The organism is Paraburkholderia pallida, assembly GCF_004524855.1.
In the GTDB taxonomy this organism is placed as follows: domain Bacteria; phylum Pseudomonadota; class Gammaproteobacteria; order Burkholderiales; family Burkholderiaceae; genus Paraburkholderia; species Paraburkholderia oxyphila.
On sequence record NZ_CP038149.1, the window covers coordinates 130,376 to 154,285 of the forward strand.

Annotated in this window: 21 protein-coding genes; 11 read left to right on the top strand and 10 right to left on the bottom strand. The window is 61.8% G+C overall.

The genetic code is table 11. The features are described from left to right. Positions 1 to 355: 355 nt before the first annotated feature. From E1956_RS15965 to E1956_RS15985, 5 genes are all read right to left on the bottom strand, one after another. Entirely contained in the window at positions 356 to 739 is a 384-nt protein-coding gene (locus E1956_RS15965; RefSeq protein ID WP_134750878.1) for a hypothetical protein, read from the bottom strand. An 846-nt stretch (positions 740 to 1,585) separates the two neighbouring features. Next, positions 1,586 to 2,575 (bottom strand): hypothetical protein, encoded by a 990-nt coding sequence (locus E1956_RS15970; RefSeq protein ID WP_134750881.1) that lies wholly within the window; start codon positions 2,573 to 2,575, stop codon positions 1,586 to 1,588. 66 nt (positions 2,576 to 2,641) lie between these two features. Then, positions 2,642 to 5,086: a type VI secretion system Vgr family protein gene (locus E1956_RS15975; protein WP_134750883.1), complete on the bottom strand. Its 2,445-nt coding sequence runs from the start codon at positions 5,084 to 5,086 to the stop codon at positions 2,642 to 2,644. Positions 5,087 to 5,465: 379 nt separating this feature from the next. Then, positions 5,466 to 6,377: an alpha/beta fold hydrolase gene (locus tag E1956_RS15980; protein ID WP_134750885.1), complete on the bottom strand. Its 912-nt coding sequence runs from the start codon at positions 6,375 to 6,377 to the stop codon at positions 5,466 to 5,468. Between the two features lie 257 nt (positions 6,378 to 6,634). Beyond that, positions 6,635 to 8,080: an MmgE/PrpD family protein gene (locus E1956_RS15985; protein WP_134750887.1), complete on the bottom strand. Its 1,446-nt coding sequence runs from the start codon at positions 8,078 to 8,080 to the stop codon at positions 6,635 to 6,637. Between the two features lie 229 nt (positions 8,081 to 8,309). On the opposite strand from E1956_RS15985, the gene E1956_RS15990 reads away from it, so the two are divergent. Further along, complete coding sequence (locus E1956_RS15990) at positions 8,310 to 8,747, top strand: YybH family protein (RefSeq protein ID WP_134750889.1); 438 nt, start codon at positions 8,310 to 8,312, stop codon at positions 8,745 to 8,747. A 42-nt stretch (positions 8,748 to 8,789) separates the two neighbouring features. Here the strand turns inward: E1956_RS15990 and E1956_RS15995 are convergent, their stop codons facing one another. Then, positions 8,790 to 8,984 (bottom strand): hypothetical protein, encoded by a 195-nt coding sequence (locus tag E1956_RS15995; RefSeq protein ID WP_232071650.1) that lies wholly within the window; start codon positions 8,982 to 8,984, stop codon positions 8,790 to 8,792. A gap of 314 nt (positions 8,985 to 9,298) precedes the next feature. On the opposite strand from E1956_RS15995, the gene E1956_RS16000 reads away from it, so the two are divergent. Continuing rightward, complete coding sequence (locus E1956_RS16000) at positions 9,299 to 9,904, top strand: TetR/AcrR family transcriptional regulator (protein ID WP_134754469.1); 606 nt, start codon at positions 9,299 to 9,301, stop codon at positions 9,902 to 9,904. A gap of 300 nt (positions 9,905 to 10,204) precedes the next feature. Here E1956_RS16000 and E1956_RS16005 read toward each other — a convergent pair whose 3' ends face one another. Continuing rightward, positions 10,205 to 11,590, bottom strand: a complete 1,386-nt coding sequence (locus E1956_RS16005) for a spinster family MFS transporter (protein WP_134750891.1) — start codon at positions 11,588 to 11,590, stop codon at positions 10,205 to 10,207. Between the two features lie 272 nt (positions 11,591 to 11,862). Between E1956_RS16005 and E1956_RS16010 the strand changes: the two genes are divergently transcribed. From E1956_RS16010 to E1956_RS16035, 6 genes are all read left to right on the top strand, one after another. Beyond that, complete coding sequence (locus E1956_RS16010; protein ID WP_134750893.1) at positions 11,863 to 12,750, top strand: HpcH/HpaI aldolase/citrate lyase family protein; 888 nt, start codon at positions 11,863 to 11,865, stop codon at positions 12,748 to 12,750. 29 nt (positions 12,751 to 12,779) lie between these two features. Beyond that, a complete protein-coding gene (locus E1956_RS16015) occupies positions 12,780 to 13,241 on the top strand; it encodes a MaoC family dehydratase (RefSeq protein WP_134750895.1) in 462 nt (153 codons plus the stop codon). A 17-nt stretch (positions 13,242 to 13,258) separates the two neighbouring features. Beyond that, the gene (locus tag E1956_RS16020; protein ID WP_134750897.1) at positions 13,259 to 14,425 is read left to right on the top strand and encodes an acyl-CoA dehydrogenase family protein; all 1,167 of its coding nucleotides are present in this window, start codon (positions 13,259 to 13,261) and stop codon (positions 14,423 to 14,425) included. Between the two features lie 38 nt (positions 14,426 to 14,463). After that, positions 14,464 to 15,702 (top strand): CaiB/BaiF CoA transferase family protein, encoded by a 1,239-nt coding sequence (locus E1956_RS16025; protein WP_134750899.1) that lies wholly within the window; start codon positions 14,464 to 14,466, stop codon positions 15,700 to 15,702. Positions 15,703 to 15,704: 2 nt separating this feature from the next. Beyond that, positions 15,705 to 16,883: a CaiB/BaiF CoA transferase family protein gene (locus E1956_RS16030; protein WP_134750901.1), complete on the top strand. Its 1,179-nt coding sequence runs from the start codon at positions 15,705 to 15,707 to the stop codon at positions 16,881 to 16,883. 68 nt (positions 16,884 to 16,951) lie between these two features. Next, positions 16,952 to 17,638 carry a nitroreductase gene (locus E1956_RS16035; protein ID WP_134750903.1) on the top strand — a complete coding sequence of 229 codons (687 nt, stop codon included), beginning with the start codon at positions 16,952 to 16,954 and terminating at the stop codon, positions 17,636 to 17,638. A gap of 128 nt (positions 17,639 to 17,766) precedes the next feature. Here E1956_RS16035 and E1956_RS16040 read toward each other — a convergent pair whose 3' ends face one another. The 3 genes from E1956_RS16040 to E1956_RS16050 all read right to left on the bottom strand — a co-directional run bounded on the left by E1956_RS16040 (position 17,767) and on the right by E1956_RS16050 (position 20,696). Next, positions 17,767 to 18,564, bottom strand: coding sequence for an IclR family transcriptional regulator (locus E1956_RS16040; protein ID WP_134750905.1), 798 nt, complete (start codon positions 18,562 to 18,564; stop codon positions 17,767 to 17,769). Next, on the bottom strand, positions 18,561 to 19,388 hold the full coding sequence (locus E1956_RS16045; RefSeq protein WP_134750906.1) for an IclR family transcriptional regulator: 828 nt from the start codon (positions 19,386 to 19,388) through the stop codon (positions 18,561 to 18,563). Before E1956_RS16045 ends, E1956_RS16040 begins: the two co-directional genes overlap by 4 nt. 156 nt (positions 19,389 to 19,544) lie before the next feature. Further along, complete coding sequence (locus E1956_RS16050; protein ID WP_134750908.1) at positions 19,545 to 20,696, bottom strand: acyl-CoA dehydrogenase family protein; 1,152 nt, start codon at positions 20,694 to 20,696, stop codon at positions 19,545 to 19,547. Between the two features lie 251 nt (positions 20,697 to 20,947). Here E1956_RS16050 and E1956_RS16055 point away from each other — a divergent pair, with 251 nt between their 5' ends. The 3 genes from E1956_RS16055 to E1956_RS16065 all read left to right on the top strand — a co-directional run bounded on the left by E1956_RS16055 (position 20,948) and on the right by E1956_RS16065 (position 23,908). After that, positions 20,948 to 21,823, top strand: coding sequence for a MaoC family dehydratase (locus E1956_RS16055; protein ID WP_134754472.1), 876 nt, complete (start codon positions 20,948 to 20,950; stop codon positions 21,821 to 21,823). Positions 21,824 to 21,849: 26 nt separating this feature from the next. Then, positions 21,850 to 22,599 carry an SDR family NAD(P)-dependent oxidoreductase gene (locus E1956_RS16060; protein WP_134750910.1) on the top strand — a complete coding sequence of 250 codons (750 nt, stop codon included), beginning with the start codon at positions 21,850 to 21,852 and terminating at the stop codon, positions 22,597 to 22,599. Between the two features lie 103 nt (positions 22,600 to 22,702). Further along, positions 22,703 to 23,908, top strand: a complete 1,206-nt coding sequence (locus E1956_RS16065) for an acetyl-CoA C-acetyltransferase (RefSeq protein ID WP_134750912.1) — start codon at positions 22,703 to 22,705, stop codon at positions 23,906 to 23,908. The last annotated feature ends 2 nt before the right edge of the window (positions 23,909 to 23,910 follow it).

A 23,910-nucleotide genomic window follows, 5' to 3' on the forward strand; every position in this document is an offset into this window, starting at 1 on the left:
CAGGTAAGCGAGGCCCGCTCTCGCCAGTGCGGCTTCGCGTATCGGCGTGATGCTGCTGAATACGAGTCGCGTCGACCTTGACGCGATGCGCCCTGCCGGCCTTCGCGAAGAGCCACGGAAGGAATTCCCCGTGTATGGGCAGGCGCAGGTTGAGGCACGCATGCATGACGAGGTCGGGAGGGTGCTTCGGCGCTGTATGCTTGCGAAAATACCGCGGCGCGCCGACTACGCGTCCCCGGCGTGCATGTGCGTGACGTGAATTTCGCTGGTTTTGGTGAACTGGTGTCTGCGAGTGACGGTATGTACTCCATATGAAAATTGGTTGGAAAATTCGATTCAGGAACATTTGCTTGATTTACTTGGGTGCGTTTGTCGAGTTTGCGGGCAAAGCTAGTTCTGCGTCACTGCAATAGTGCGTCAATTTTGGATTGGAATCCGGGGGGCCATACTTCTTCTTTTTAGGACCGAACACGATGGTGTAGCTGCGTTCCTGGGTGTCGCCGATGCTTTCGCTATAGCAATCACGCGTGACACGAAACTTTAGCCAGCCAGTCGTCTTGTCAACCACATCGGGCTTTACTGTCGTGAAGAAATCATCTCCAACCTGTACAAAATTTCCACTGCGACATTGTGCAAAGAACATGAAATGAACAACGTCATTGTTTCCGTAACCTGTTGAGAAATCCTTAATCACATAGTCTTTCAAGTGATCAGAATTGAGATGAAGATGACTGTCCACAAACGTTTTCGCGTACGTCAATGAGTATAGGCATTCTGCACCATCTTCGACTGGGCATACGCTCACCAAATTGTTTTTGAATTCTTTGATAGCAAACTTGTTCGTAGTGCCTTTAGCGCACTCGCTATTTATGCCGCTCGCCGCATAGCTTGATTGAACGGTGAGGCAACACACACCGAAAACCATCGCCGAAAGGAACGCTGAATTTATCATTTTAATTAATTATAGACCTCCGGAATCAAGGCTAAATGAATTTCTACCGTCCCGTAGGCTGCCTAGTTCGTTCCCCAATGAATAACGTCGATTTCCCTTTTAGGGTAGCTTGGCCATGCGGCCGAATAAGTCGAGGAATCGGGTGGCGCGCAGCGTGTCTAGGTCCCGCATGGATCTTCGCAGTTCCCAGTTATCGAGATCGCGAAACATGGTGCCATCGATGTCCGAGGCACGCATGATACGCGATCGACTATTATTGGTGTTTCTTTCCATGTTGAAGATTTTTTATCTGCTTCAAACGCGGTTCTACACTTTTCATCGGAAATATGAGGTTGTCGAGAGTGCTGGAAATTTTTAATTTTAATTAATTGGATTTTCTGAAAAATAGAATGGCTGATGTGAGCAATATTCCCCAGAGCACAAAAAAAACTGGAAATGGTATCATCAATGTCAGCATGAATTCCTCTTGACAGGGGGCGGAAAAATCGCCCCATTCGTAAATGCAACGGGCGGTCGGATAAAAAAGGTAGCAGGTAACGGAAAGTAGGATTAAAATTAAAACTCCGATGGCTATTTGTAGTCTATATGGTCGGTCGTGTATTTTATTGTTCATGCGAGTGGCTTTTTAAGCAGTTAGAAAGAAAATGGATTGGAAATGACGCCATTCACATAATGTCGAATCTGTCTGTCTAGCGCTCCAGACAACATAATAATGTTTTTCATCGAATCGCGAGCGTAATCGTTGCGCGGCTCTACCTCAACAATAAAACGCTTTTGTGGATCATTGTCGCGATACGTTTCTATTTTTCTTGTCAAGTTGACCCATGTTCTATTTGACAAAAAGGCGTTCTCCACAGTGACTCTTGATGCCTCTTCGGGTGTAGAGTGAACACTTTCCTTGGGGATAAATGTGAAACACCCTTCCGAGCCTCCAAGCCATTTTGCGTGACCAAGCGCAGCCCGAGCTACGTAAAATCCCCCTATGTGAAACATGATGTTCGATGCGGTAGATTCGCTCTTCCTGCAAGAAATTCGGTCTCCATACGGATTATCAAGACTGACGCCTCTAGCTTCCAGTTGTCGGCTGTCTTTTCCACGCTGAGCTTCATCCTGCATCAGAAAGAATCCATGCACATTTTTATCCGCTCCGGGGGGGAAGTGGATTTGTTCCGTCAAGTATCTATTCTTTCTAGCATCGGCTGGTTCGAAGCTTACATTTCTGCACCAGGTAGCGCCAGCATGGTCAACACCGAGATAGTACCAAGCGTCGCGGGTTACATTGATGTCATGTTTTGTAGACCCCGATTCTGCTTTGGTCGAATCAAAAAAAACTAATTGGGCATGGAACGTTGGCACAACCAGCGCGGGCTGAGGGTCTGCAGACTTTCGGAACGTAGTGGTAACGTTCGGATGCCCATACACTTTTTGAAGTGCGTAGCCACTTGCGATTGTCGTAATTTTCAATAATACATATTTTTCCGGGACGAGAACTTCCTTTGCACTTTCGTCAGTAAATAACGTCGTATTCTTCTTGCATACAAGATTGAGATTGCGCCCAAGTGGGGTGGTTATCAAATTGTCCATAGTGTTTCCAAAATCAATGGGAAATGTTTCATCGCTCATGGGACAGCTTTCCAGTTGCAGAAATTATTTGATAAACTAAAAACTCGAACATTCAGTGACGTTGAGCTATGCGTATATTTTGACTTCCTCCGATTTTGCAGTTTGACTTAGGAGATGAGTGTGCCCAGCGTCATCTGTGACGCCGTGTTCCACTGATCCGTCAGCGCGGACGATAGCGTATTCGATTCTCCGAAGCGGCGCGCCAGTAGTTGCGTTGATCAACCTGAAGCGGTCGTCGAACGCATTTTGAGCACCGGAAAGTGCCGGTAAAAGGATATGCTTCGTATCCTTGCCTTTCTTCTGGGCTGTGATGGTCTTCAGGAACAGATCACCTGGGCCGCCGAGCGTGATGCTGCCATCCTTGATCTGCACAAATGCGCCACCGCATTCGAGAATGATTTCTTTGGTGGCCGCGAGGTTGACCTTCCCGTTGACGCTCCCAAGATCGACGTCTTTGGCCGCTGTGAGCGACATGGGGCCAGTCTGGGCCTGGAACTGGACGGGGCCCTTCGCGGCGAAGATCTTGATACCGAGCTTCTGGGCGAACAGAGAAATCTTTTCGGCAGCCGTTGCCGTGAAACGCTTCAGGACGCTGAAGTCCGCGTTCTTTCCGGCGACGGCATTCAGGTTGCCCTGCGCGGCAATCTGGATCCCTTCGCTCGCCACGAGCCCCGCGGATGCTGGGGTGCTCATAAGGAGGCCGGGCTTCTTCAGGCCATCCAAATCTTCCTTGAGCTGCTGCTGGGCATGGGTATCGGCGGGTTCCGCTTTTGCGCTACTCGCCGATGCAGCCAGCGCCTTCGCAGTGGCCAGCGCGCTCTCGAGCTGCGCGATAGTCTCCTGCATGTCGAGCTGCTTTCCCGTCGCAGCCGGACGATCGTACGCGGTGATGTACAGGCCCTTACCTCCACGATTGACACCGTAGCCCGATGTCCTGAGCTCATAGCCCTCACCGCGGTACTCAAGCTTCTGATTGACCAGGTATCCGAGATTGAGTTGCGATTTGCCCGAATGTTCGGTGCTCAGCTTGATGCCTTCCTGGCCTGCCCAGTCTTCCATGCGCAGCTTATTGTTGCTCTGCGTACGAATCACGTTGCGCGAGAGCCAGCGACGGTCGTTGGTGATCAGGTCGCGGGCTTGGCTGTGGTGGTGAAATGCCGTGATTTCCGGTTTATCAGGATCGCCATCTCGAAATGAAATCACAGCTTCGTCATTGTCCAGTGCGACGAAGTGCAAGCCAGTTTGCAGCTTGCCAGCGAAGGGTTTGGCGAGCCGCAGCGGCACGCTTTCGCCTCCGTGAGGCCACTCTCCGAAGTCGGCATCGAGTCGCACCACATAGTATCCGACATAATTCAGGTAGCCATACGTGTATTTGTCTGGACTGCAAACTCGTGCGCTGAGTGTGCCGGAAATGCACGCCCATTTTTCTGGGTGCATCTGCAGACGGAATCGGCGATCGGCCGGGATGGCCTTGTAACTGTTCGAATAGGCCTTGTCACGTGCGCCACTGTGGGTGATCTCGGTGATCACCTGCCCATGGGGCGCGTCCGGGAGGACGATGTCGGTCTCGAGCACGCGCGCGCATTGCAGCTCGAGCACGTTGCTCTCGCCCTCGTACACGATCTGGCGCGCGAGCGCTGCCTCGTGTCGCAACTGGGCTTCCCACTTTGCGCCGTCCTGGTCAAGATGGTTGGTGCCATAGAGGTAGGTCTGGCCGTAAGTGGTTTCATCCTGCGGTGCGATATCGGCTTCGTCGCGAAAGCGTTCCCAAGCCTGATCCGGGTTGTAATCGGCAACGATGACGGATCGGGGTACCGTCATGGCGTGCGTCCTGATGGACGTGAGTGCTTCCATGCCACCGGCTTCGAGGCCCGCTGCTTCGCGGTACGGAACAATCAGCTGGGGGTCGTAGATATAGTGGTCAATGTCGTCTGCGAAGACGATCTGATCCCCGTACTCAGTTTCGAGGATATAGCAGTAGATGCCGGCTTTTTCCATGAGCATGTGTACATAGTCAAAATCCGTCATCTGGTGCTGGAAGCGCCACAGATGCATCAGATACTTGCCGCGCAGCCGGAACGCCATCTGGTGTTCCGGGATGCCGTGACTGCGCAGGATCTTCTGGATGATCTGCGGCGTCGTGAGATGCTGGAAGACCTGCGTGTTCGTGACACCCTGCAGGCGGCCGAAGTGGGATTTCAGGACGACCCGGTATCGGGTGTAGTCCTTCGTGGTCTGGATCGTCGAGAAGCGCTCGATATAGCCAGAAAATTTCCTGACGACGCTGTCGTCGGCCACAATCTTGAAAGTCGCATGCAGATTCAGGTAATCGGTACGCGGGAGCTGGAGCGGGTGGGTGAGGACGATGCTCACCTCGTTGGGTGCCCCCATCTTCTCGATCGCATCGAATTCCACGACCGAAAGCTGTGCCGCGCTTGCGGTTCCCGGCACCTCGAGAAAATACGCCTGCCTTCCCGGTATGTCCTGTAGTGCCGTCAGCAGCTCCGCCATACGCGTCGCCTCCTTGCTGTTTATGTGGAGACACGGCCCGCATGAATGGGCTGCGAAGAAATGACGAGCCGTGGTGATGGCCTTTTACAGACCATCCTTCCCTTATACCTCCCGCTATTTGTCAGGGCAACGGTTCGGAGCCCTTCAAAATATCATTGTTTGTCACGACGCAAAAGTCTCTGCGCCGATGTCTTCGTTTGAAATGCAGGTACCCGACCATGGACGCGCCAGATTGCGCAATGGAGGCTGCGCTTTACCGGAACGGGGGCAAGCCCCGTACTGGGCGGCGACCGGTTCGCGGATGCATCCGTGGCCGCGCTCGTCGAGCGTTCGCGTATGAGGTGCGAGGCCAGCGGCTCGGCTTGCGCCATGCGCCGCGTCATACACAGGCTGTTGCGCGATGCGATGGCGGACAGGCGAAGTTCGCATGCCGCAGCAGAAAGCGCAGCACCGTATGGCCGAACATGTCGTTATGCTCCCCAGCGATCGTGTGCCCGGCGTCGCGCACATTCACGTGTTGCGCGTGCGGACATAAACGCAGAAAGGCGCGCGCGCCCGCTTCGCTGACGACCTCCGAGCTTTGGCCACGTACGAGCAGCGTGGGCAGGTCGAGATTGCGCGCACACTTCGAGAGCCGCGACTCGCGGCGCGCGAGGTCGCGCGGCCATGCGGCGAAGCCTGGATCCCAGTGCCAGTGGTATTTCCCATCGTCGCCGCAGCGCACGCTCCGCATCAGGCCCTCCGCATTCACCGGTCGCGCCGGATGGGCCCGGAAGCGCTGTAGCGCCGCATCCACTTCGTCGAGTGCCGCAAAGCCGTCGGGCTGTTGCCGCATGAACGACTGCAGCCGCGTGACAGCCGCGCTCTCCGTTTGCGGTGCGATGTTGACGAGCACGAGCGCCTGCGCATTCACATAGCGTTCGCCTACCGCGAGCAGGCTCGTGCTGCCGCCCATGCCCGCCCCGACGAGCGCCGGCGTGCGGCCGTCGAGCATGGCCGCGACGCATTCGAGGTCGCGGACCATGGCGCCCTGACTGTAATTGCAGACCGGCGACCAGTCGGAATCGCCGTGTCCTCTCGCGTCGAAGGCGATCGCATAGAAGCCCGCCGCAGCCAACGCCCGTGCCGTCATGCTCCAGGCGTGACGGGTTTGCCCGCTGCCGTGCAGCAAGATCACCGGTATGCCATCCGGGTCGCCCCAGACGTCGCCGGCGAGGCGTGTACCGTCCGCGCTCTCCCATACGTGTGTTGGGGCGGGCGTGTCGCGCACACGCGCTTGCGTCAAAGTCATCACGATCGTACTGGTCCTTCGCTGCGTGCATTTCCATGCGGGTCAGTGACTGTTTTCCGCGATGCGGTATTGGGCTCGCAGCGCGGAAGTCTCAGACATAAGGTCCGCGCGCATCGGGAATGAGTCAATGCCGTTGGCTCACACGTTCCGTACTCCGAAATGGCGAACCAACGAGAATGACTGTATTACTTGCCCATGGACTTCGCGAACATCGCGTGCTACACGCCGCCGTCGCACGCGATGGTCTGGGTGGGTGATCAACGTGCCTGGCCAGCCGCGCGTTCGTCATTCGGGCCGATCATGCGCATGAGCGCTGCGACATCGCCGAGTTTCTCCAGATGGAAGACGGTGTCGATCACGTCGTCGGTGCGGGCGGAGCAGAGCACGCCTTCGGCGTTGCGGCGGAATTTGGCGGCGAGTTCGTCGTTGGTCATCAAGCTGGACGACTCCGGCGAGGGGCTGCCCTTCGGATAGCGACGCTCGCCCACGAAGGTCTTGCCGCGCGCCTGAATCTCGATTTTCGCGGGGCGGCTGGCGGCGTGGCCGCTAAGGAGTTCGACATAGTTCGGATGCACCTCGTGCGTGACCTTGCACATCAGGTTCATCACCGACTCGCCGAAGACGAGGTCGGGGTCTTGCCACCCCTTGCCGGGCGGGATGCGGTGCGCGCCGAGTGCAAGCCCGTGCGCGATGCTGAACTGCGCGTCGTGAACATGCGCGATCTCGCGGTTGAGCCAGACGGGTTGCTCCACGAAGCCCTCGACCCACGCCTTGATGCCGTCGATCTCCGCGGGCGCGATATCGTTCTCTTCGACAATCTCCGTGAGACTGTCCAGCAGCGCATGGAGAATGCGGCAATGAGGATATGGCTTGTAGGCCTGCTCGGTGGGGAAGCGCCAGTCGACACCGAGGCCCGCGGTGATGTGCCCGGGCTCCCAGCGTCGCGTGCCGATGAAGCGCGGGAACCCGTACTCGCGGTCGTCGAGAATCTGGATGTCGCCGCGATGGCCGAATTCGGCCATATGGGCGGCCGTCATTGCCGCCTGGGTGAGCGCGCCGGCCAGCAGGTACTTGATCGTCGAGCTGGGCGCATGCTGGAACCACGCAACCTGCGAATTGACGGGCGAGATGCTGCCCGCAATGCCGAGCGCATTGGGGAGCACGGCAGGCGGGAGGGCCTTGAGCTTGACGATTGCAGCCGTCGCCCCGAACACGGTGCTGCTGTAGCCGTAGACGGGCGGCGGAGACACCTTGCCGTCCCGGGTGTCGCGCAGATAGTCCATGGCCTTGCCGAGTCGATACGACATTTCATGCGAGAGCGCCATTGCTTCGACCAGCGCCGTGCCTGGTGCGCCCCTAGCTTCCGCGACGGCCAGTGCGCCGGGCAGCACATAGGGCGTGACGTGGCCGGGCGGCACGACCGCGTCCATGTCGAGCGCATTGATCAGTTCTCCGTTGGCGAACGCCGCGCCGAAAATCGACGCTTTCTCTCCCGTGCCCATGATGGTCGCGTTGCCGTTGCCGCCCATCGCGCGTGCATAGTCGATGCCGATGCGGCCCTTGGGCTCGCCGATGGCTGCTACGGCGCAGCCGATCGAGTCAAGAAGAATCCGTTTGCACTCCTCGACGACGGCGGGAGGGATTCGGTCGAATTGGGTGTCGGTGGTGAAATGGGCAAGCTGTTCGACGATTGTGGCGGGCATGGCAGGGTCCTGAGAGTGATGCGCTTATAACTAACGTATGTTAGTTTTATTCCAGGGCTTGAGGGAGTGCCATGCGTATTAATCCGTATACGTGGCAAACTTTCGAAGTTCCCGCCGCGCGGGGCGATTTGTATCGAAAGCTAACGGCTGTTAGGATTGGTGGCGATGTACGTCGAGCCGCCGTGGGAGAGGCTTGACGGTCTATCACGACTGAGGAGGAAGAGATCTGATGAACCGAAACACCGATGCGGTCGTTGGAGCCCGCGCGGCGCTCGCGACGGTCCAGGCCGCATGGAATGCGGCGGCGCACCGCTGGAATGCAGAGATGTTGACGGCCGTGTACACGGACGACGCGCTGTTTTTCGGCGGACGGCCTGGGCACTCGGTTGGCGCTGGCGCGATTCGTGATTATTTTGCCTCGTACGAAGGCGTGATCGAATCGGCCGCGCTGGAACTCGTGGAGCAGCACTTCAGCCGCCTCGCGGACGACTGCTTTCTTGCGCAAGGCTACGGCGAATTCTCGTTCGTGTTGAGTGGTGGCCAACTGTCGCGCTCGCGTTTGCGCACGACGCTCGTCGTCGCATTGCAACAAGGCCAATGGAAGATTCGTCAACACCATTTTTCAACTACGCCGGAGTCGCCGCCTATACAGGGCGGAGCAGGATGAGGCCCAGGCCGGCAAGCGCAACGCTCGGGCCGAATTGCGAGCTCACGTGTTCTTCGCGAGGCCTTGCAGACTGCGCGGGCGCGACTGCGAAGGGCGGTAGCGGCCAATCGCCTCCGCGACTTCGTCGAGCGAAGCGAATCCGTCCGGATTCTGGGCCATGAATGCGCGGATGCGTTCGACACCGGCTGGCTCCGTGTACGGCACGATGTCGACGAGGATCAGTGCGCTTGCTTCCACCTGTTGCTCGCCGACGGCAACGAGGCTCGTAGCGCCGCCCAGCGAGGCGCCGGGGGAGGGCGCGCACGCGGTGGCGCATCGAGCATCCGCTTCGAACTTCGCCGTTGGTCCGCGCCGTGTCAATATGCGCCGGCGAGTCGTTCCGTACAGTGACAGGGCGGCTGTTCCGGGCGGAAAAAATACGGTAACCTTCCAAACGACCATTAGATTGTGCAGCGCGTACCCTTTGCGCTGGCGAACACAGGACAGCGCAAAGCTGATAGAGACACGTGCGAAAGCGTAATGTAAATCCCAGCGCGGATACCCGAGAGACTCTGCTGCGGCTCGCGGCTCGTTCGTTTGCAACCCAGGGTTATACGGCAACGACGATGCGCTCGATCGCGGACCAGGCCGGCATCGAGGCCGCGAGCATCTACTATCACTTTGCGTCGAAGGAAGAACTTGTCGACGTCGTGATGGAGCACGGCGCGGACAGCATCGTGCAGCATATCAACGAGCACATGGACGCGCTGCCCCCGACCGCGAATGCCGAAGACCGGTTCAAGGCGGCACTGGTCGGGCAGATGAGCGCCCTGATCAAGTTCGGCGACTACGCGCTGGCGCACAATCGTCTCCTGACACAGTTGCCGGACAAGGTGCGCGAGCGTCAAGTCAAGCGGCGCGAGCGGCATCAGCGGATGTGGACGACCGTCTTCGACGATCTGCGGGCGGAAGGTTATTTGCGCGAGGACATCGATATTGCACTGAGCCGCGTCTTCGTCCTCGGCTTCATCAATTCGGTCCAGACCTGGTTCGATCCGAAGAAGGGATCGCTCGAAAAGATCGCGGATCAGTTCATCACGATGTTCTTCGAGGGCGCTGCGCCTGCGGCCAAGCCGCGGCGAGGCGGCCGCAAGAAGGAACTGGCCGCCTCGTCCTGACCCGGCCGTCATTGGCGTCGCCCGGAACCTCGAGCGACGCCTGCCCTCCCACTTTCTCCATCTTGCGCAACGGCGCCCCGTCCCGGGCGCCGTCCTCCTCGCGCCGAACGCGTTTCGCATTGAATCCCGCTTCCTTCCGGGTGCGCCGAGTTTTGCTGCTGATGTGACGAGGTCATCTGCATTCGGGTTGGACCGGATGGAGATGACGCGCACTGTAAATCAATCTACCGTTCGTTAGATTCGAAGCCGTGAAGGATGCATTGAGCTGAAGCCGCTGGCCACCGCCCGATCCGCACTGCTTCAAGCGGACTCGGCCAGCAAGCGCCGGTAGTGGGGCAGTGCGCCAAAGAGCAGCCATGCCGCGAGCGCTGACGCGATCGCGCATACGATAGCGATCGAATGCCCGACCATCTTCGGATTACCGAACACATGATCGGTCATCAGCGCGATCAGCGTCGGGCCTGCACCGAAGCCGATCAACTGAGCGACGAACGAGTAGAGGGCACCTACAGTGCCACGCATGCGGCTCGGCGCGACGAGTTGCAGCGCCGCGCTCATGCAGGCCGTGGGCAGGCTGAAGAAAAAGACGGTGCCGGCGGCCGCGGCCAACGCGCCCGTCGCGCCAGGCGCGAACGGAATGCTCGCGCAGCAGAGCATCATCGGAATCATGGCGAGTGCCGCGGTGCGCAGCGGCCCATCTTGATAGCCGCGCTTTTCGAATTGGCGGGCGATCCAGGGCCCGATGAGCGCGCCGGCAATGCCGAAGCTTACGACCAGCGCGCCGAAGCGGAATCCGACGAGCGCGGCCGGCATCCCGTGCGTGCGAATCAGATACGTTGGCATCCACGCCGGCATGCCGAGCACGACGATCGCCAGCATGCCTACACCAAGCAGCATGCGCACATAAAACCCGCGTCGCTGCCAAAGGTAGGCGGCTGCATCGCCGGTCGTGAATTGCCGGTCGTCCGCGCGCTCGCTGTTCACGCTGCTGCGCACGGGTTCGCGCACGGTGACCACGACCAGCAGCGCGAAGAGAATCCCGGGCAATCCGATCAGCACGAACGCGAGCTGCCAGGTCTGGAACTGCGCGAGGATCGGGAACTGCTGATGAAGCGCGCGCGCGAATTCGATCACGAAACCGCCGGCGACGAGCGAGAGCCCGCCGCCGAGCATCGGTCCGAGAATGAATATGCTCATTGCGCGCGCCATTTGCCTGGCCGAAAAGCAGTCGGCGATCACCGAGAGCGCGAGTGGGAATACGCACGCCTCGCTTGCACCGACGCCAAGCCGTGCGATGAAGAGCCCTTCATACGTATTGGCCTTGCCGCACAGCGCGGTGAAACCGCACCACAGACAGATGCAGACCACGAGAAGATTGCGCCGGTTAGTCTGGTCGACGAGCCGGCCGAATAGCGGCGATGCGACCAGGTACGCGGAAATGAACGCGATACCCTGGACGAGACTCAGTTGCGTGTCGGAGATGACTAGCGAACGCTTGATGGGCTCGACCAGCAGATTGAGGAGTTGCCGGTCGATGTAAGCCAGAGAGTACGCGAGCGTCAGCACCGCGAGTATGTACCAGGCCTGTCCGCTGTCGTGGACTACGCGAGCAGGGGATGGCTGCGCTAGCGCTTGTTCGTTGCTGCCGGCGCCGTTGGACGGCAAGTCGTTCGTGGTGTTGCTCATTGTTCCTCCGATACGTTCATTTAAATATCACGCGATTTTGACTACCTAACGTTAGGTAGTGTGGTGCGTGGACAGACGATGTTCCATGCGTGTTATCCATGAGCCGACCGGATTGCCTCGCGTGTTGCGGGGCGCGACGCGACTTGCGCGCCTGTTTCGAGGTTGGTGTAAACCCCCAATGACAGCGTCTTCATCAGCGCCGAAACTAACTACCAGTTGTTAGGTAAAACCTGACGGCACTCAGTTGAACCCATCGACAGGCCCAGATAGACATGACGACGCAGATGAAACCCATACGCTCCTTCCTCTTTGTTCCGGGAAACAAGCCGACCTGGATCGAGAAGTCCATTACCTCCAGGGCCGATGCACTGATCCTGGATCTGGAGGACAGCGTGCCGCCGCCGCAGAAAGTCGAGGCGCGCGAGATCGTCAAGTCGAAGCTGGCCTGGCTGGCGGAGCAAAAGCAGCGTATCTGGGTGCGCATCAACCGCAGCGCACACCTGTACGACTTCGACGACATCCTGGCCATCGTGAGCCCCGTGGTCGAGGGCATCGTGATCTCCAAGCCTTGTGGTCCCGAAGACATTCATACCGTCTCGTCGATGCTGGCCGAGGCCGAGTACCGCGCGGGTGTCGAGGTGGGTCACACCAGGGTGATCCCGCTGCTGGAGACCGCCCGCTCGCTACAACTGGCCTACGAAATCGCCCAGCACGAACGCGTGCCCGCCATCGTGGGCGCCACGGCCAAGAACGCTGATGTCGCTCGTGCGCTCAAGACCGTCTGGTCGCTGAACGGCCGCGAAACCCAGTACCTCAAGTCGCGCGTCGTCATGGCTGCGCGCGCCGCGGGCAAGCTGCCCATCGGCGGTGTCTGGCAGCAGGTGCACGACCTCGAAGGGCTCAGGGTCTCGGCGGCCAACGACCGCCAGTTGGGCATGAGCGGAGAGTTGGTGCTGCATCCCTCCAACGTCGAAATCGTCAACAAGGCCTATAGCCCCACCGAGGAAGAAGTGGCCTTTTATCAGGGGATGATCGACGCGCTGGACAAGGCCCAGGCCGAAGGCCGCGCCTCGTGCATCTACGACGGCGAGCACATCGACATTGCTCACGCGAAGACGGCACGCGAAATCATCGAACTCGCGCAGTCGTTCAACGGCTGATCGCCAACGAAACTATCAGGAGAAACAAAATGGCAGGCCTTTACTTCGAAGCATTCAAGCCCGGCATGCTGATCGAGCACGCCATCCGCCGCACCGTCACCGAGACCGACAACGTCCTGTTCTCGGCGATGACCTACAACTGTGCGCCGCTGCATATCGACGCCGAGTACAGCAAGAACACTTTTTACGGCCAGCGTCTCGTGAACAGCATGTTCCTGCTCGCGCTGGTGGCCGGCATTACGGTATACGAAACAACGCTGGGAACCACGCTCGGCAATCTCGGCTTTGGCGAGATCGCTTTTCCCAAGCCCACGTTCCACGGCGACACGATTCGTGTCGAGACCGAGATTCTCGAGACGCGGCTCTCGAAGAGCCGCAACGACTCGGGCATCGTCACTTTCAGGCACGTTGCCAAAAACCAGCGCGACGAGATCGTGTGCACCGCGGTGCGCACCGGCCTGATGATGCTGCGTCCCACCGAAAAGGCCTGATTTCACAGGAAGAAGCCATGGACTACCAACTCAGCGCCGATCAGCTTGCCATTGTCGATGCGGCGGAAAAAATCTGTTCCGACTTTCCGCTCGAATACTGGCGCAACAAGGACAAGAACCACGCGTTCCCGCATGAGTTCTTCGAAGCCGTCGCCAGCGGCGGGTGGCTCGGCATCTGTATGCCGGAGGAGGTGGGCGGTGCGAATCTGGGCGTAACGGAGGCGGCGCTGTTCATGCGTACGGTCGCCGAATGTGGCGGCCAGGCGGCGGCGTCCACCATCCACATGAACATCTTCGGCTTGCAGCCGGTCGTGCATTTCGGCTCGGAAGCACAAAAGAAGGCGTGGCTGCCGCCCTTTTCGCGTGGCGAGCACAAGGCGTGCTTTGCGGTCACCGAGCCGGACACGGGGCTCGATACCACCAGGCTCAAGGTGGTGGCGAAGAAGCAACCCGACGGCAACTACCTCATTTCGGGCAAGAAGGTTTTCATCTCGACCGCGCAGGTTGCCGACCACATGTTGATCCTCGCGCGCACCACGCCGATCGAGGAGGTCAAGAAGCATAGCGAAGGGCTGAGCCTGTTCTACACGAAGCTCGACCGCGACTATGTCGACATTCGCGAGATCGACAAGCTGGGCCGCGCCGCTGTCGACACCAACGAACTCTTCATCGACAACCTGCCGGTGTCGAAGGACGCGCTGATCGGCGAAGAAGGCAAGGGTTTGAGCTACATTTTCCACGGCATGAACGCCGAGCGCGTGCTGGTTGCCGTCGAGCAGGTCGGCATCGGCCGCGCGGTGCTCAAGCTGGCCACGCAATATGCGAAGGAGCGTATCGTGTTCGGTCGTCAGATTGGCCAGAATCAGGGTGTCCAGCATCCGCTGGCACGCAACTGGGCGGAACTGGAAGCGGCCAATCATATGATCTTCGCGGCGGCGGATCTGTACGACAGGGGGCTCGCTTGCGGCTCCGAGGCCAACGCGGCGAAGCTGCTGGCGTCCGAGGCGTGCATGAACGCCTGCCAGACCTCGATCCTCACGCATGGCGGCTTTGGCTACGCGAAGGAGTATCACGTGGAGCGTTTCATGCGCGAGGCGTGGATCGGCTACATCGCGCCGGTCACTCCGCAGCTCATCCTGTCGAACATCGCGGAGCGCAAGCTCGGCTTGCCGAAGTCATACTAAGCGACGCGACGGCCGCATACAGGACACAGGAGACAAGCATGTCCACTACAAGACCGTTGGAAGGTATTCGCGTGCTCGATTTGACCGTGGCGCTCGCCGGGCCCTACGGGTCGCTGCTGCTGGGCGGTCTGGGCGCCGAAGTCATTCGCGTCGAATCGCCCGGCGGCGGCGATATCGCGCGCAACAATCCGCCCTATGTGGGCAAGGAAGGCGTCCACTTCGGTGTCAGGCGCGAGGACGAGGTGTCGCTGACGATCCTCAATCGCGCGCGCAACAAGAAAAGCATCACGCTCGATCTGAAGTCGGAGCAGGGCCGGGCGCTCTTCATGGAGCTGGCGAAGGAGTGCGACGTGGTCATCGAAAACGCCAGCGAGGGCGCCACGGCGCGCCTCGGCGTGGACTACGAGAGCGTGCGCAAAGCTAACCCGAAGATCGTCTACGCCTCGATCAAGGCCTTTGGCGAGCCGAGCCCGTACCCGAGTCTCAAGGGCATGGACATCATCGTGCAGGCGCTTTCGGGCATCATGGACGTGACGGGTTTCGCCGACGGCCAGCCCACACGCTGGGGCCTGCCGATTGCCGACCTCGTCGCGCCGCTGTACGCCGTCAATGGCATCCTGGCCGCGCTGATCCATCGCGGCAGGACAGGCGAGGGGCAACTCGTGCAGGTGTCCATGCTCGACTGCCTCTCGTCGATGGTGGCCGAAGAACATTTCGACGTGTTCCTCGGGCACGGCTATCCCAAGCGCTCGGGAAACTTCCAGGATCGCCTCGTGCCGTTTGGCGTGTACGGCACGCGCGACGGCTATGTGGCCATGGTGGCGTTCCAGCCCGACTGGTTCCAGAACCTGATGGAAGCTTTGGGCAGGCCCGAAATGGCGAAGGATCCGCGCTACGCCACGCGCGGTCCGCGCATGAAGCATGCCGCCGAGATCAACGCCATGATCGAGGAGTGGACGCGGCAGCGCAGCACGGAGGAGGTCATTCGCGAATTGCAGGAAAAGCGCGGCGTGCCGGCGGCCCCCGTGCGCTCGCCGCTCGACGTGCTCAAGGATCCAGTGCTGGAGAAGCGCGGCGCCGTGGTGAAGCTGGAGCATTCCGGACTCGCCGATGTCGAGGCCATGGGCATGGGGCTGCCGATTCACTTCTCCAGGACGCCGGTGCAGTTCGACCAGCCCGCACAGGAACTCGGCGCCTCCAACGACGAGATCTACCGCAGCCTGCTCAAGCTCCCGGAGGACCGGTTGCGGCAACTGCGCGACGAGGGAGTGATCTGACCATGTCCACCGCGCCATCCGCATCCCCGTCGCGCCGCGGCCCGCTCGCCGGCATCAAGATCGTCGAGATCGCGGGCATCGGTCCCGGGCCGCTGGCCGCCATGTTTCTGGCCGACCTCGGGGCCAGCGTCATCCGCGTGGACCGCAAGGAGCCCTCGGGCCTCGGCGCGCCCCGCCCCGCGCAGTTCGATCTGGGCTTACGTAACCGCAAGTCCATCCGCGTCGACCTGAAAGATCCGGCCGCCGTCGAGATGACGATGGAACTGATCGCCGGGGCCGATGCGCTGATCGAAGGGTTTCGCCCCGGCGTGATGGAGCGCCTGGGCCTCGGGCCCGATGCGTGCCTCGCGCGCAACCCGCGCCTCGTCTATGGCCGCGTGACCGGCTGGGGGCAGGACGGACCGCTTGCCCAGGTGGCCGGGCACGATCTGAACTACATCTCCATCACCGGCGCCCTGCACGCCATGGGCCGCGCGGGGCAGGCGCCCACGCCGCCGCTCAATGTGCTGGGCGACTACGCGGGCGGCTCGCTGTATCTCGCATTCGGCCTGCTCGCTGGCATTCTGGAGGCGCGCGGTTCCGGCCAGGGCCAGGTGGTGGACGCCGCCATGGTGGACGGCGTGGCCTCCATCATGACGGTCACGCTGGGCCTGCATGCAGCGGGCATGCTCAGCAACGAGCGCGGCACCAACCTGCTCGATACTGGCGCGCCGTTCTACGAGGTGTACGAGTGCGCCGATGGCAAGTACATTAGCGTCGGCCCGATTGAGAGCAAGTTCTACCGGCTATTGCTCGAAAAGCTCGAATTGCAGGACCACCCGCTGCTGCAAGAGCAGATGAACCGCGCACACTGGCCCGAGGCCAAGCAGGTGTTGGCCGCCAGATTCAGGGAGCGCACGCGCGACGAGTGGGCGCGGCAGCTCGGCGAGCTCGACGTGTGCCTCGCGCCCGTGCTCGACTTCGACGAGGCGCCGGGCCACCCGCATCTCGCGGCGCGCGGCACGTTCATCGATCTCGACGGCGTGACGCATCCCGCTCCCGGCCCGCGCTTTTCGCGCACGCCCGCCGCGCGGCCCGAGCCGCCTGCCGCGCTGAGCACGGACAACGCCATCGCCGCGCTGCAAGGCTGGCTGCCCGAGGAGCGCATCGAGGCCTGGCGCGCCCAGGGCACCTTCATATGATGCCGCGGGCACACGTATCCACGCGCGCGTTCGGCCACGATTGAAAAACAGATAAGGATTCCTCTGAAATGACCTCTCGCACTCCCGATCTCGATGCGCTCGATCGCCTGACGAACGGCCGCTTCACCTGCCGCGCCTACCAGCACAAGGCACTGGACGCCGAATTGATCCGCAGCATCGTCGCCATGGCGGGCCGTTCGGCCTCCTGGTGCAACGTGCAGCCGTGGCAACTGGTCATCACCGAAACGCTGGAGAGCACGGAGCGTTTTCGCGAGGCGCTGATGGAGCGCGCGCGGAACCATCAGCAAAACGAGTCCGATCTGCCGTTTCCGCCCAGCTACGAGGGCGTGTACGGTGAGCGTCGGCGCGGCGCGGGCATTGCCTTGTATTCCGCACTGGGCATTGGCAGGAAGGACACCGAGCGCACCATGGAGCAGATGTTCCGCAACTTCCGCATGTTCGATGCGCCGCACGTGGCGATTGTCACGGTGCCGGTGGAGCTCGGACCGTACGCGCTCGTGGATGCGGGCGGCTTCATCTCCTCGTTCCTGCTGGCGGCCCATGCCCATGGCGTGGCCACCACGCCGCAGGCGGCGCTGGCGCGCCACGCGCATTTCGTGCGCGAGTATTTCGGCATTCCCGATACGCAGCACATGGTCTGCGGCATCTCGTTCGGCTACGCCGAGGTGGAGCACCCGGTCAACCAGTTCCGCACGACGCGGGCCGGCGTGGACGATCTGACGCGCTTTGCCTGATCGAGGCTTGCAGACACACCAGGAGGAGAGCGCCATGGCGTGGCTGATCGACCACCCCTTTGCCGGAACTGGCGAGGGCCGAGGTTCAGCCGTTCTCCTAAGCGCTATGTCCGTGGCCTGCTAGCGTGCTAGAGACCGCCCTCGCAGTCCGCCAACTGCGCTTGCAGGCGTGCGGCCGTTTCCTTGAGCGCGGGCGCGATACGTTCGCGCTCGGCCTGCAGATCGAGATCGACGTCCGCTTTGCCGCAACTCATGCTCATGAGGGTGCCCTCGCGGCCGATGCGTACGGGCAGCGCCACGCCAAAGGTGCTGCGCTGGAAGCCGCCCAGCACCGCGCAGGTGCCGGTGGATTCGAGCTCGTCGAAAGAGGCGCGGATGGCGTGCCCGAGCGCCTCGCCTTGTGGTCCGGCGTGGCGCTTGTGCGCTTCGATCAAGCGCTGCTGTTCTTCGTCAGGCAGCCCCCAAAGATAGGCTCTCCCGATGGAGGTGGTGCTCATGGGCAGCACTGAACCGACGCCGAGTCGCAGCGTGGCGACCTTGCGGCTGACACGGTAAGCGACGTAAAGCAAGTCGATGCCATCCTTGACGCCGAGCGCCACCGAAACATCGAGCCGGTCGGCCAGCTCCTGCAGAAGAGGCTGCGCCGCTTGTAGCAGGTCGTTGGTTGCCAGATAGGCGTGTCCGATCCCCAGTGCGCCGATGGACAGCTCGAATTCGCGCTTGCCGGGGACGAGGCGCAGGAAGCCAACCTGTATCAGGGTGGAGGTCAAGCGGGAGACCGTGGCCTTGGAGAGCCCGGTGCGCCTGACGAGCTCCGCATTGCTCAGTGGCGCACGGTTCGAGCGGAACGCTCGCAAGACCTCCAGCCCGCGCTCCACCGTCATCAGCGTCGAATGGTCGGATGCAGGGCCTCTGGGCGCGCTCATGACAATGCTCTCGAATGCTGGATTTCCTGAGCCATGCGGACCAGCGCCGGCCCCAGCTCACGCTCGCTGCGCGCGCGACCGATGAGCATGGCTGGCCCCATGCAGCTCACGGCCAGTGGCGCTTCGCCTGGCAACTGGACCGGGGCGGCCACCATCGTCATGGGTTGGCCCGATCGCCCGAACGCGACGCAGAATCCGCCGTCTCGCACCTGCCCGATGGCTTCGCTGGGACGACGGCCTGGATACCCCCATTTCTCGCTCCAGCCGCGAGAGGACTGCGACGCAGCGCTGCGCAGCAGATAATCGCGTTCGACGTCGGGGAGGCTCGCCAGCAGCGCCCAGCCTGCGGCGGACGATGCGAGCCCCAACCGGGTACCGATCGCTGGCTGCAGCGAGGCAGGGATGGTGCTCGTGCAGCAACTGTCGATGACGACCACATCCAGACGGTTGCGGGCGCAGAGATGAACATGCACCTGGTGGCGCTCGGCAAACAGATGCATGCGCTGATGGGCGGCTTCGTGGATCTCGATGTCGGCCGCCGCCCGGTAGCCCAGCGCCAACGCCGAAGGGCCGAGGCGAAAGCGCCGTTTGCCACTGTCGCAGCACAGATAGCCTGATGCGATCAGGGTGCGCGTCAGGCGCGTCACGGTGGATGCCGGGATGCCTGCCCGTTCGGAGAGGTCGCTGTTGCAAAGCCAGCGATCGTCGGGCGTGAACGCGCAAAGGATGGCCAGCGCGCGAGCAAATGGCATCACGACCGGGCCGTGCTTGACCGTCCCCGTTTTGGGCGTTGCACTGGCGTCGGGGGAGTATGAACGATACATGGTTGTCTCTACGAAACACGCTCACCAAACTAACGATCATTAGAATTCTGGCGCTGGCCGATGTCGATTGGGGTTTACTCCTTCCTGGTCGCTATGCGGTGGCGACTGGCGCGCGGGGTAGAGGTCTGCCGCTAGTCGCCCGTTCGACGCGCCGGGCTACTGCGCCTCGCGGATCATGTTGCGGGCAATGACGATCTGCTGGATCTGTGTCGTGCCCTCGTAGATGCGAAAGAGCCGCACGTCGCGGTAGAAGCGCTCGATGCCATACTCGGCCATGTAGCCGGCGCCGCCGAAGATCTGCACCGCGCGGTCGGCCACGCGGCCGCACATCTCGGAGGCGAACAGCTTGGCGCACGACGCCTCGGTGCTCACGGGCAGCTTGTCGTCGCGCCGGCGCGCGGCGTCCAGCACCATGCTGCGCGCCGCGTAGATCTCCGCGCGGCTGTCGGCCAGCATGGCCTGCACGAGCTGGAAGTCGGCGATCGGCTGGCCGAACTGCTTGCGCTCCATCGCATAGGCCAGGGCCATGGACAGCATGCGCTCGGCCACGGCCACGCAGACGGCGGCAATATGGATGCGGCCCTTGTCCAGGACCTTCATCGCGGTCTTGAAGCCCTGGCCTTCCTTGCCGCCGATGAGGCTGGCGGCGGGTATGCGCGCATTCTCGAAGATCACGTCGCAGGTATGGGCGCCTTTCTGGCCCATTTTCTTGTCGCGCTTGCCGAAACTGATGCCGGGCGTTCCGGCATCGACGATGAAGGCCGAAATGCCGCCCGAGCTCTTGTCGTCGGGATTGGTGCGGGCCATCAGCGTGAAGATGCCCGCATGCGGCGCATTGGTGATGAACCGCTTGGTGCCGTTGACCACATAGTGGTCGCCGTCCCGGATAGCCGTGGTGCGCAGCGAGGCCGCATCGGAGCCGGATTCGGGCTCGGTCAGCGCGAAGGCGGCGATCAGCTCGCCGGTCGCGAGGCGCGGCAGGTATTTTTCCTGCTGCTCGGGCGTACCGTCGAACAGAATGCCCTGCGAGCCGATGCCCACCGTGGTGCCCAGCAGCGAGCGAAATACCGGCGCGGCGCGACACAGCTCGAAGACAGCCAGCACTTCTTCTTCCATGGTCAGCTCGAGGCCGCCGAAGCGTTCGGGAATCGTCAGGCCGAACAAGCCCATGGCCTTCATGTCGGCCACGATGTCCTCGGGTATTTCGTCGGTTTCGGCCACGAGTTCTTCGTTGGGCACGAGGCGTTCGCGCACGAAGCGGGCGATAGTGTCGAGCAATCCGTTGAGCGTTTCCTGGTCGCGAATCATGTCAGCGTGTCAATCAATCGATGAGGGTGCCCCATGCTGCGGTAGTCGCGGGAGCGAAGCAACGGATTTGCTCCGGTTGTTCCGGAAGATGGAAATTCCCCGGCCGGTCTGCGTTTGCCCGCATTGGCGCAGGCCGACAAAAGGCGTGCAGCCGCCCGTGCCAAGGTACGGAACAGGCAAGGCAAATCGGTTGACCGGGATGAGCGCTGGTTTCATCGTGACGACTGGTTATCACCGTTGTCATGTCCGTCATGTCCATTCATCCTGCTCACTTGCTGGCACGTCCTTTTCCGCCCATCGAACATGCGTTTTCCCAGCGCGATACCCAGCTTTACGCCCTCGGCCTGGGCCTCGGAAGCGAGCCGCTGGACGCGGGGCAATTGCGCTATGTCTACGAGGGAAAGGACGGTCAATCGCTGCGTGCCGTGCCGACCATGGTGAACGTTCTCGCCTACCCAGGCTTCTGGGCACGTGAGCCGGATACGGGCATCACATGGCAAAAACTCCTGCATGCCGAGCAGGAAATTCAACTCCATGCACCGTTGCCCACCAGCGGACGCGTCAAGGGCACGACACGCATCACAGGCCTGTGGGACAAAGGGGAAGGCAAGGGCGCCTTTCTGCAGCAGACGCGCGAAATTACGGATGCCGAAACGGGTCAGTTGCTTGCCACCGTGATTCAACTGAGCTTGTTGCGCGGCGACGGTGGATTTGGCGAGGGGGGGAGTGGTGGCGCGCCCCCTGCGCCCCATGCCATGCCCGAGGGCGAGCCCGACTACGTGTGCGAGCTGCCTACGCCCGCGCAACTGGCGCTGATCTACCGCTTGAGCGGCGACCTGAATCCCTTGCATGCCGACCCGGCCGTGGCGTCTGCGGCGGGCTTCCAGCGCCCCATTCTGCACGGCATGGCCCTCATGGGCGTGGCCGCGCACGCCGTGCTGCGCACGGTGCTGGCCTACGACGACACGCACTTTTCCGGCATGCGCGTGCGCTTCACGGCGCCTGCGTGGCCCGGCGACACGCTGCGCACGGAGATGTGGGTGCGCGGCAGCACGGTGTCGCTGCGCGTCACGGCGGTGGAGCGGGGCGTGGTGGTTTTGAACAATGCGCGGGTCGATCTGACCTGAACACCAACTTTTTGCGGGAGCATCACATGGATCTGGGTTTGAACGGCAAGGTCGCCATCGTCACCGGCTCGGCACGGGGCCTGGGCGCCGCCACGGCGCGCCGGCTCGCACAGGAGGGCGCCAAAGTCGTCATCACCGACATCAACGCCGAACTGGCGCAGGCCACCGCGAAGGCGCTGCGGGACGAGGGGCTGGCCGCGCACTGCGTGGTGGGCGACATCACGAAGGCCGCCGACGTGCAGCGCCTCGTCGATGAAACCGTCGCGCATTTCGGCGGCGTGCATATTCTCGTGAACAACGCGGGCGCGCCGCGCGACAAGTACCTCGTGAAGATGAGCGAGGAGGACTGGGACTTCGTCATGAACGTGATGCTCAAGGGCGCCTTTCTGGCGGCCAGGGCCGTCATGCCTCACTTCATCGAGCAGGGGTGGGGGCGTCTCATCAACATCAGCTCGCGCGCCCACCTGGGCAATCCCACGCAGGCCAATTACTCGGCCGCCAAGGCGGGTTTGATCGGCATGGCCAAGGCGCTCTCGATGGAAGAGGGCCGCTATGGCATCACCGCGAACTGCGTGGCGCCTGGCTTCATGGAAACGGAAATGGTCCAGGCGCTGGCGACCTACGAAACCATCAAGGAGCGCGCCGTGGCCGCTCAGCCCATCAAGCGCGTGGGGCGCCCCGAGGACATCGCCGACGCCGTTGCCTTCCTCGCGAGCGAGCGTGCGGGCTTCATCAGCGGCGAGGTGCTGCATGTGACGGGCGGACGGTACGGCTGATTGCGCGGCGGTATCGCTTGCGACCCGTAAAGACAACAACGGCCGGCGCACGACCGATTTGCGCGGGCGATGAATTCTTCCAGCTATTCCAGAGGCATTTGAAATGAAACGAGCAGCCATCGTCTCCCCGCTGCGCACACCAGTGGGTGCATTCGGCGGGGTACTGAAAGGGGTTCCCGTCGAGGAACTGGGCGCCACCGTGGCGCGTGCCGTCGTGGAGCGCACCGGGCTCGACGCAGCGCGCATCGACGACGTGGTCTTCGCCCAGAGCTACGCGAGCGGCGAGACGCCTTGCACGGGGCGCTGGGTGGCGCTGCAGGCGGGCTTTCCGATCGAGGTCGCGGGCATGCAGCTCGACCGGCGCTGCGGTGGCGGCGTGCAGGCGCTCGCGACGGCCGCCATGATGGTGCAGACCGGCGCGGCCGACGTGGTGATGGCCGGCGGCGTGGAGAGCATGAGCAACGTCGAGTACTACACGACCGACATGCGCTGGGGCAAGCGCGCGGGCACCGTGAAGATGCACGACCGTCTGGATCGTGGCCGCGAGCGTTCGCAGCCCGAAGCACGCTTTGGCCGCATCAGCGGGATGATTGAAACCGCCGAAACGCTGGCGCGCGAGTACGGCATCTCGCGCGAGGCGTCCGACCGCTTCGCGGCGCGCAGTCACCAGCGCGCCGCCGCGGCGCAGGCTGCGGGCTGGCTGGACGCGGAAATCGTTTCGGTGTCCGTACCGCAGCGCAAGGGCGACGCGCTGCTCGTGAGCAAGGATGAAGGGGTGCGGGGCGAAACGACGGCCGAGAGCCTCGCGAAGCTCAAGCCCATCATGAAGGACGGCGTCGTCACGGCGGGCAATGCTTGCCAGCAGAACGACGCTGCTGCCGCCTGCCTGATCGTGGCCGACGACAAGCTCGAAGAACTGGGCCTCACGCCCATGGGCTGGCTGGTCGGCTGGGCCGCCGCGGGCTGCGATCCGGCGCGCATGGGTATCGGCCCCGTGCCGGCCGTGCAGAAGCTGCTGGCGCGCACGGGGCTGAAGTTCGAGCAGATGGACCTGATCGAACTCAACGAAGCCTTCGCCTGCCAGGCGCTCGCCTGCGTCAAGGGCTGGGGCAGCTCCATGGAAGCGCTGGAGGAAAGGCTCAATGTCAACGGCTCGGGCATCTCGCTCGGCCATCCCGTGGGGGCCACGGGCGTGCGCATCATGAGCACGCTGCTGCACGAGATGCAGCGCCGCGAGGCACGCTATGGCCTGGAGACGATGTGCATCGGCGGCGGCCAGGGCATCGCCATGATTTTCGAACGTGCATAAGA

Coding starts and splice junctions, on each gene's coding strand:
- E1956_RS16060 (WP_134750910.1), top strand. CDS start 21,850: ATGGATCTGGGTTTGAACGGCAAGGTCGCCATCGTCACCGGCTCGGCA.
- E1956_RS16065 (WP_134750912.1), top strand. CDS start 22,703: ATGAAACGAGCAGCCATCGTCTCCCCGCTGCGCACACCAGTGGGTGCA.
- E1956_RS16040 (WP_134750905.1), bottom strand. CDS start 18,564: ATGAGCGCGCCCAGAGGCCCTGCATCCGACCATTCGACGCTGATGACG.
- E1956_RS16030 (WP_134750901.1), top strand. CDS start 15,705: ATGTCCACCGCGCCATCCGCATCCCCGTCGCGCCGCGGCCCGCTCGCC.
- E1956_RS16010 (WP_134750893.1), top strand. CDS start 11,863: ATGACGACGCAGATGAAACCCATACGCTCCTTCCTCTTTGTTCCGGGA.
- E1956_RS15980 (WP_134750885.1), bottom strand. CDS start 6,377: ATGACTTTGACGCAAGCGCGTGTGCGCGACACGCCCGCCCCAACACAC.
- E1956_RS16055 (WP_134754472.1), top strand. CDS start 20,948: ATGTCCATTCATCCTGCTCACTTGCTGGCACGTCCTTTTCCGCCCATC.
- E1956_RS15990 (WP_134750889.1), top strand. CDS start 8,310: ATGAACCGAAACACCGATGCGGTCGTTGGAGCCCGCGCGGCGCTCGCG.
- E1956_RS16045 (WP_134750906.1), bottom strand. CDS start 19,388: ATGTATCGTTCATACTCCCCCGACGCCAGTGCAACGCCCAAAACGGGG.
- E1956_RS16015 (WP_134750895.1), top strand. CDS start 12,780: ATGGCAGGCCTTTACTTCGAAGCATTCAAGCCCGGCATGCTGATCGAG.
- E1956_RS16005 (WP_134750891.1), bottom strand. CDS start 11,590: ATGAGCAACACCACGAACGACTTGCCGTCCAACGGCGCCGGCAGCAAC.
- E1956_RS16025 (WP_134750899.1), top strand. CDS start 14,464: ATGTCCACTACAAGACCGTTGGAAGGTATTCGCGTGCTCGATTTGACC.
- E1956_RS16050 (WP_134750908.1), bottom strand. CDS start 20,696: ATGATTCGCGACCAGGAAACGCTCAACGGATTGCTCGACACTATCGCC.
- E1956_RS16035 (WP_134750903.1), top strand. CDS start 16,952: ATGACCTCTCGCACTCCCGATCTCGATGCGCTCGATCGCCTGACGAAC.
- E1956_RS15985 (WP_134750887.1), bottom strand. CDS start 8,080: ATGCCCGCCACAATCGTCGAACAGCTTGCCCATTTCACCACCGACACC.
- E1956_RS16020 (WP_134750897.1), top strand. CDS start 13,259: ATGGACTACCAACTCAGCGCCGATCAGCTTGCCATTGTCGATGCGGCG.
- E1956_RS15970 (WP_134750881.1), bottom strand. CDS start 2,575: ATGAGCGATGAAACATTTCCCATTGATTTTGGAAACACTATGGACAAT.
- E1956_RS15975 (WP_134750883.1), bottom strand. CDS start 5,086: ATGGCGGAGCTGCTGACGGCACTACAGGACATACCGGGAAGGCAGGCG.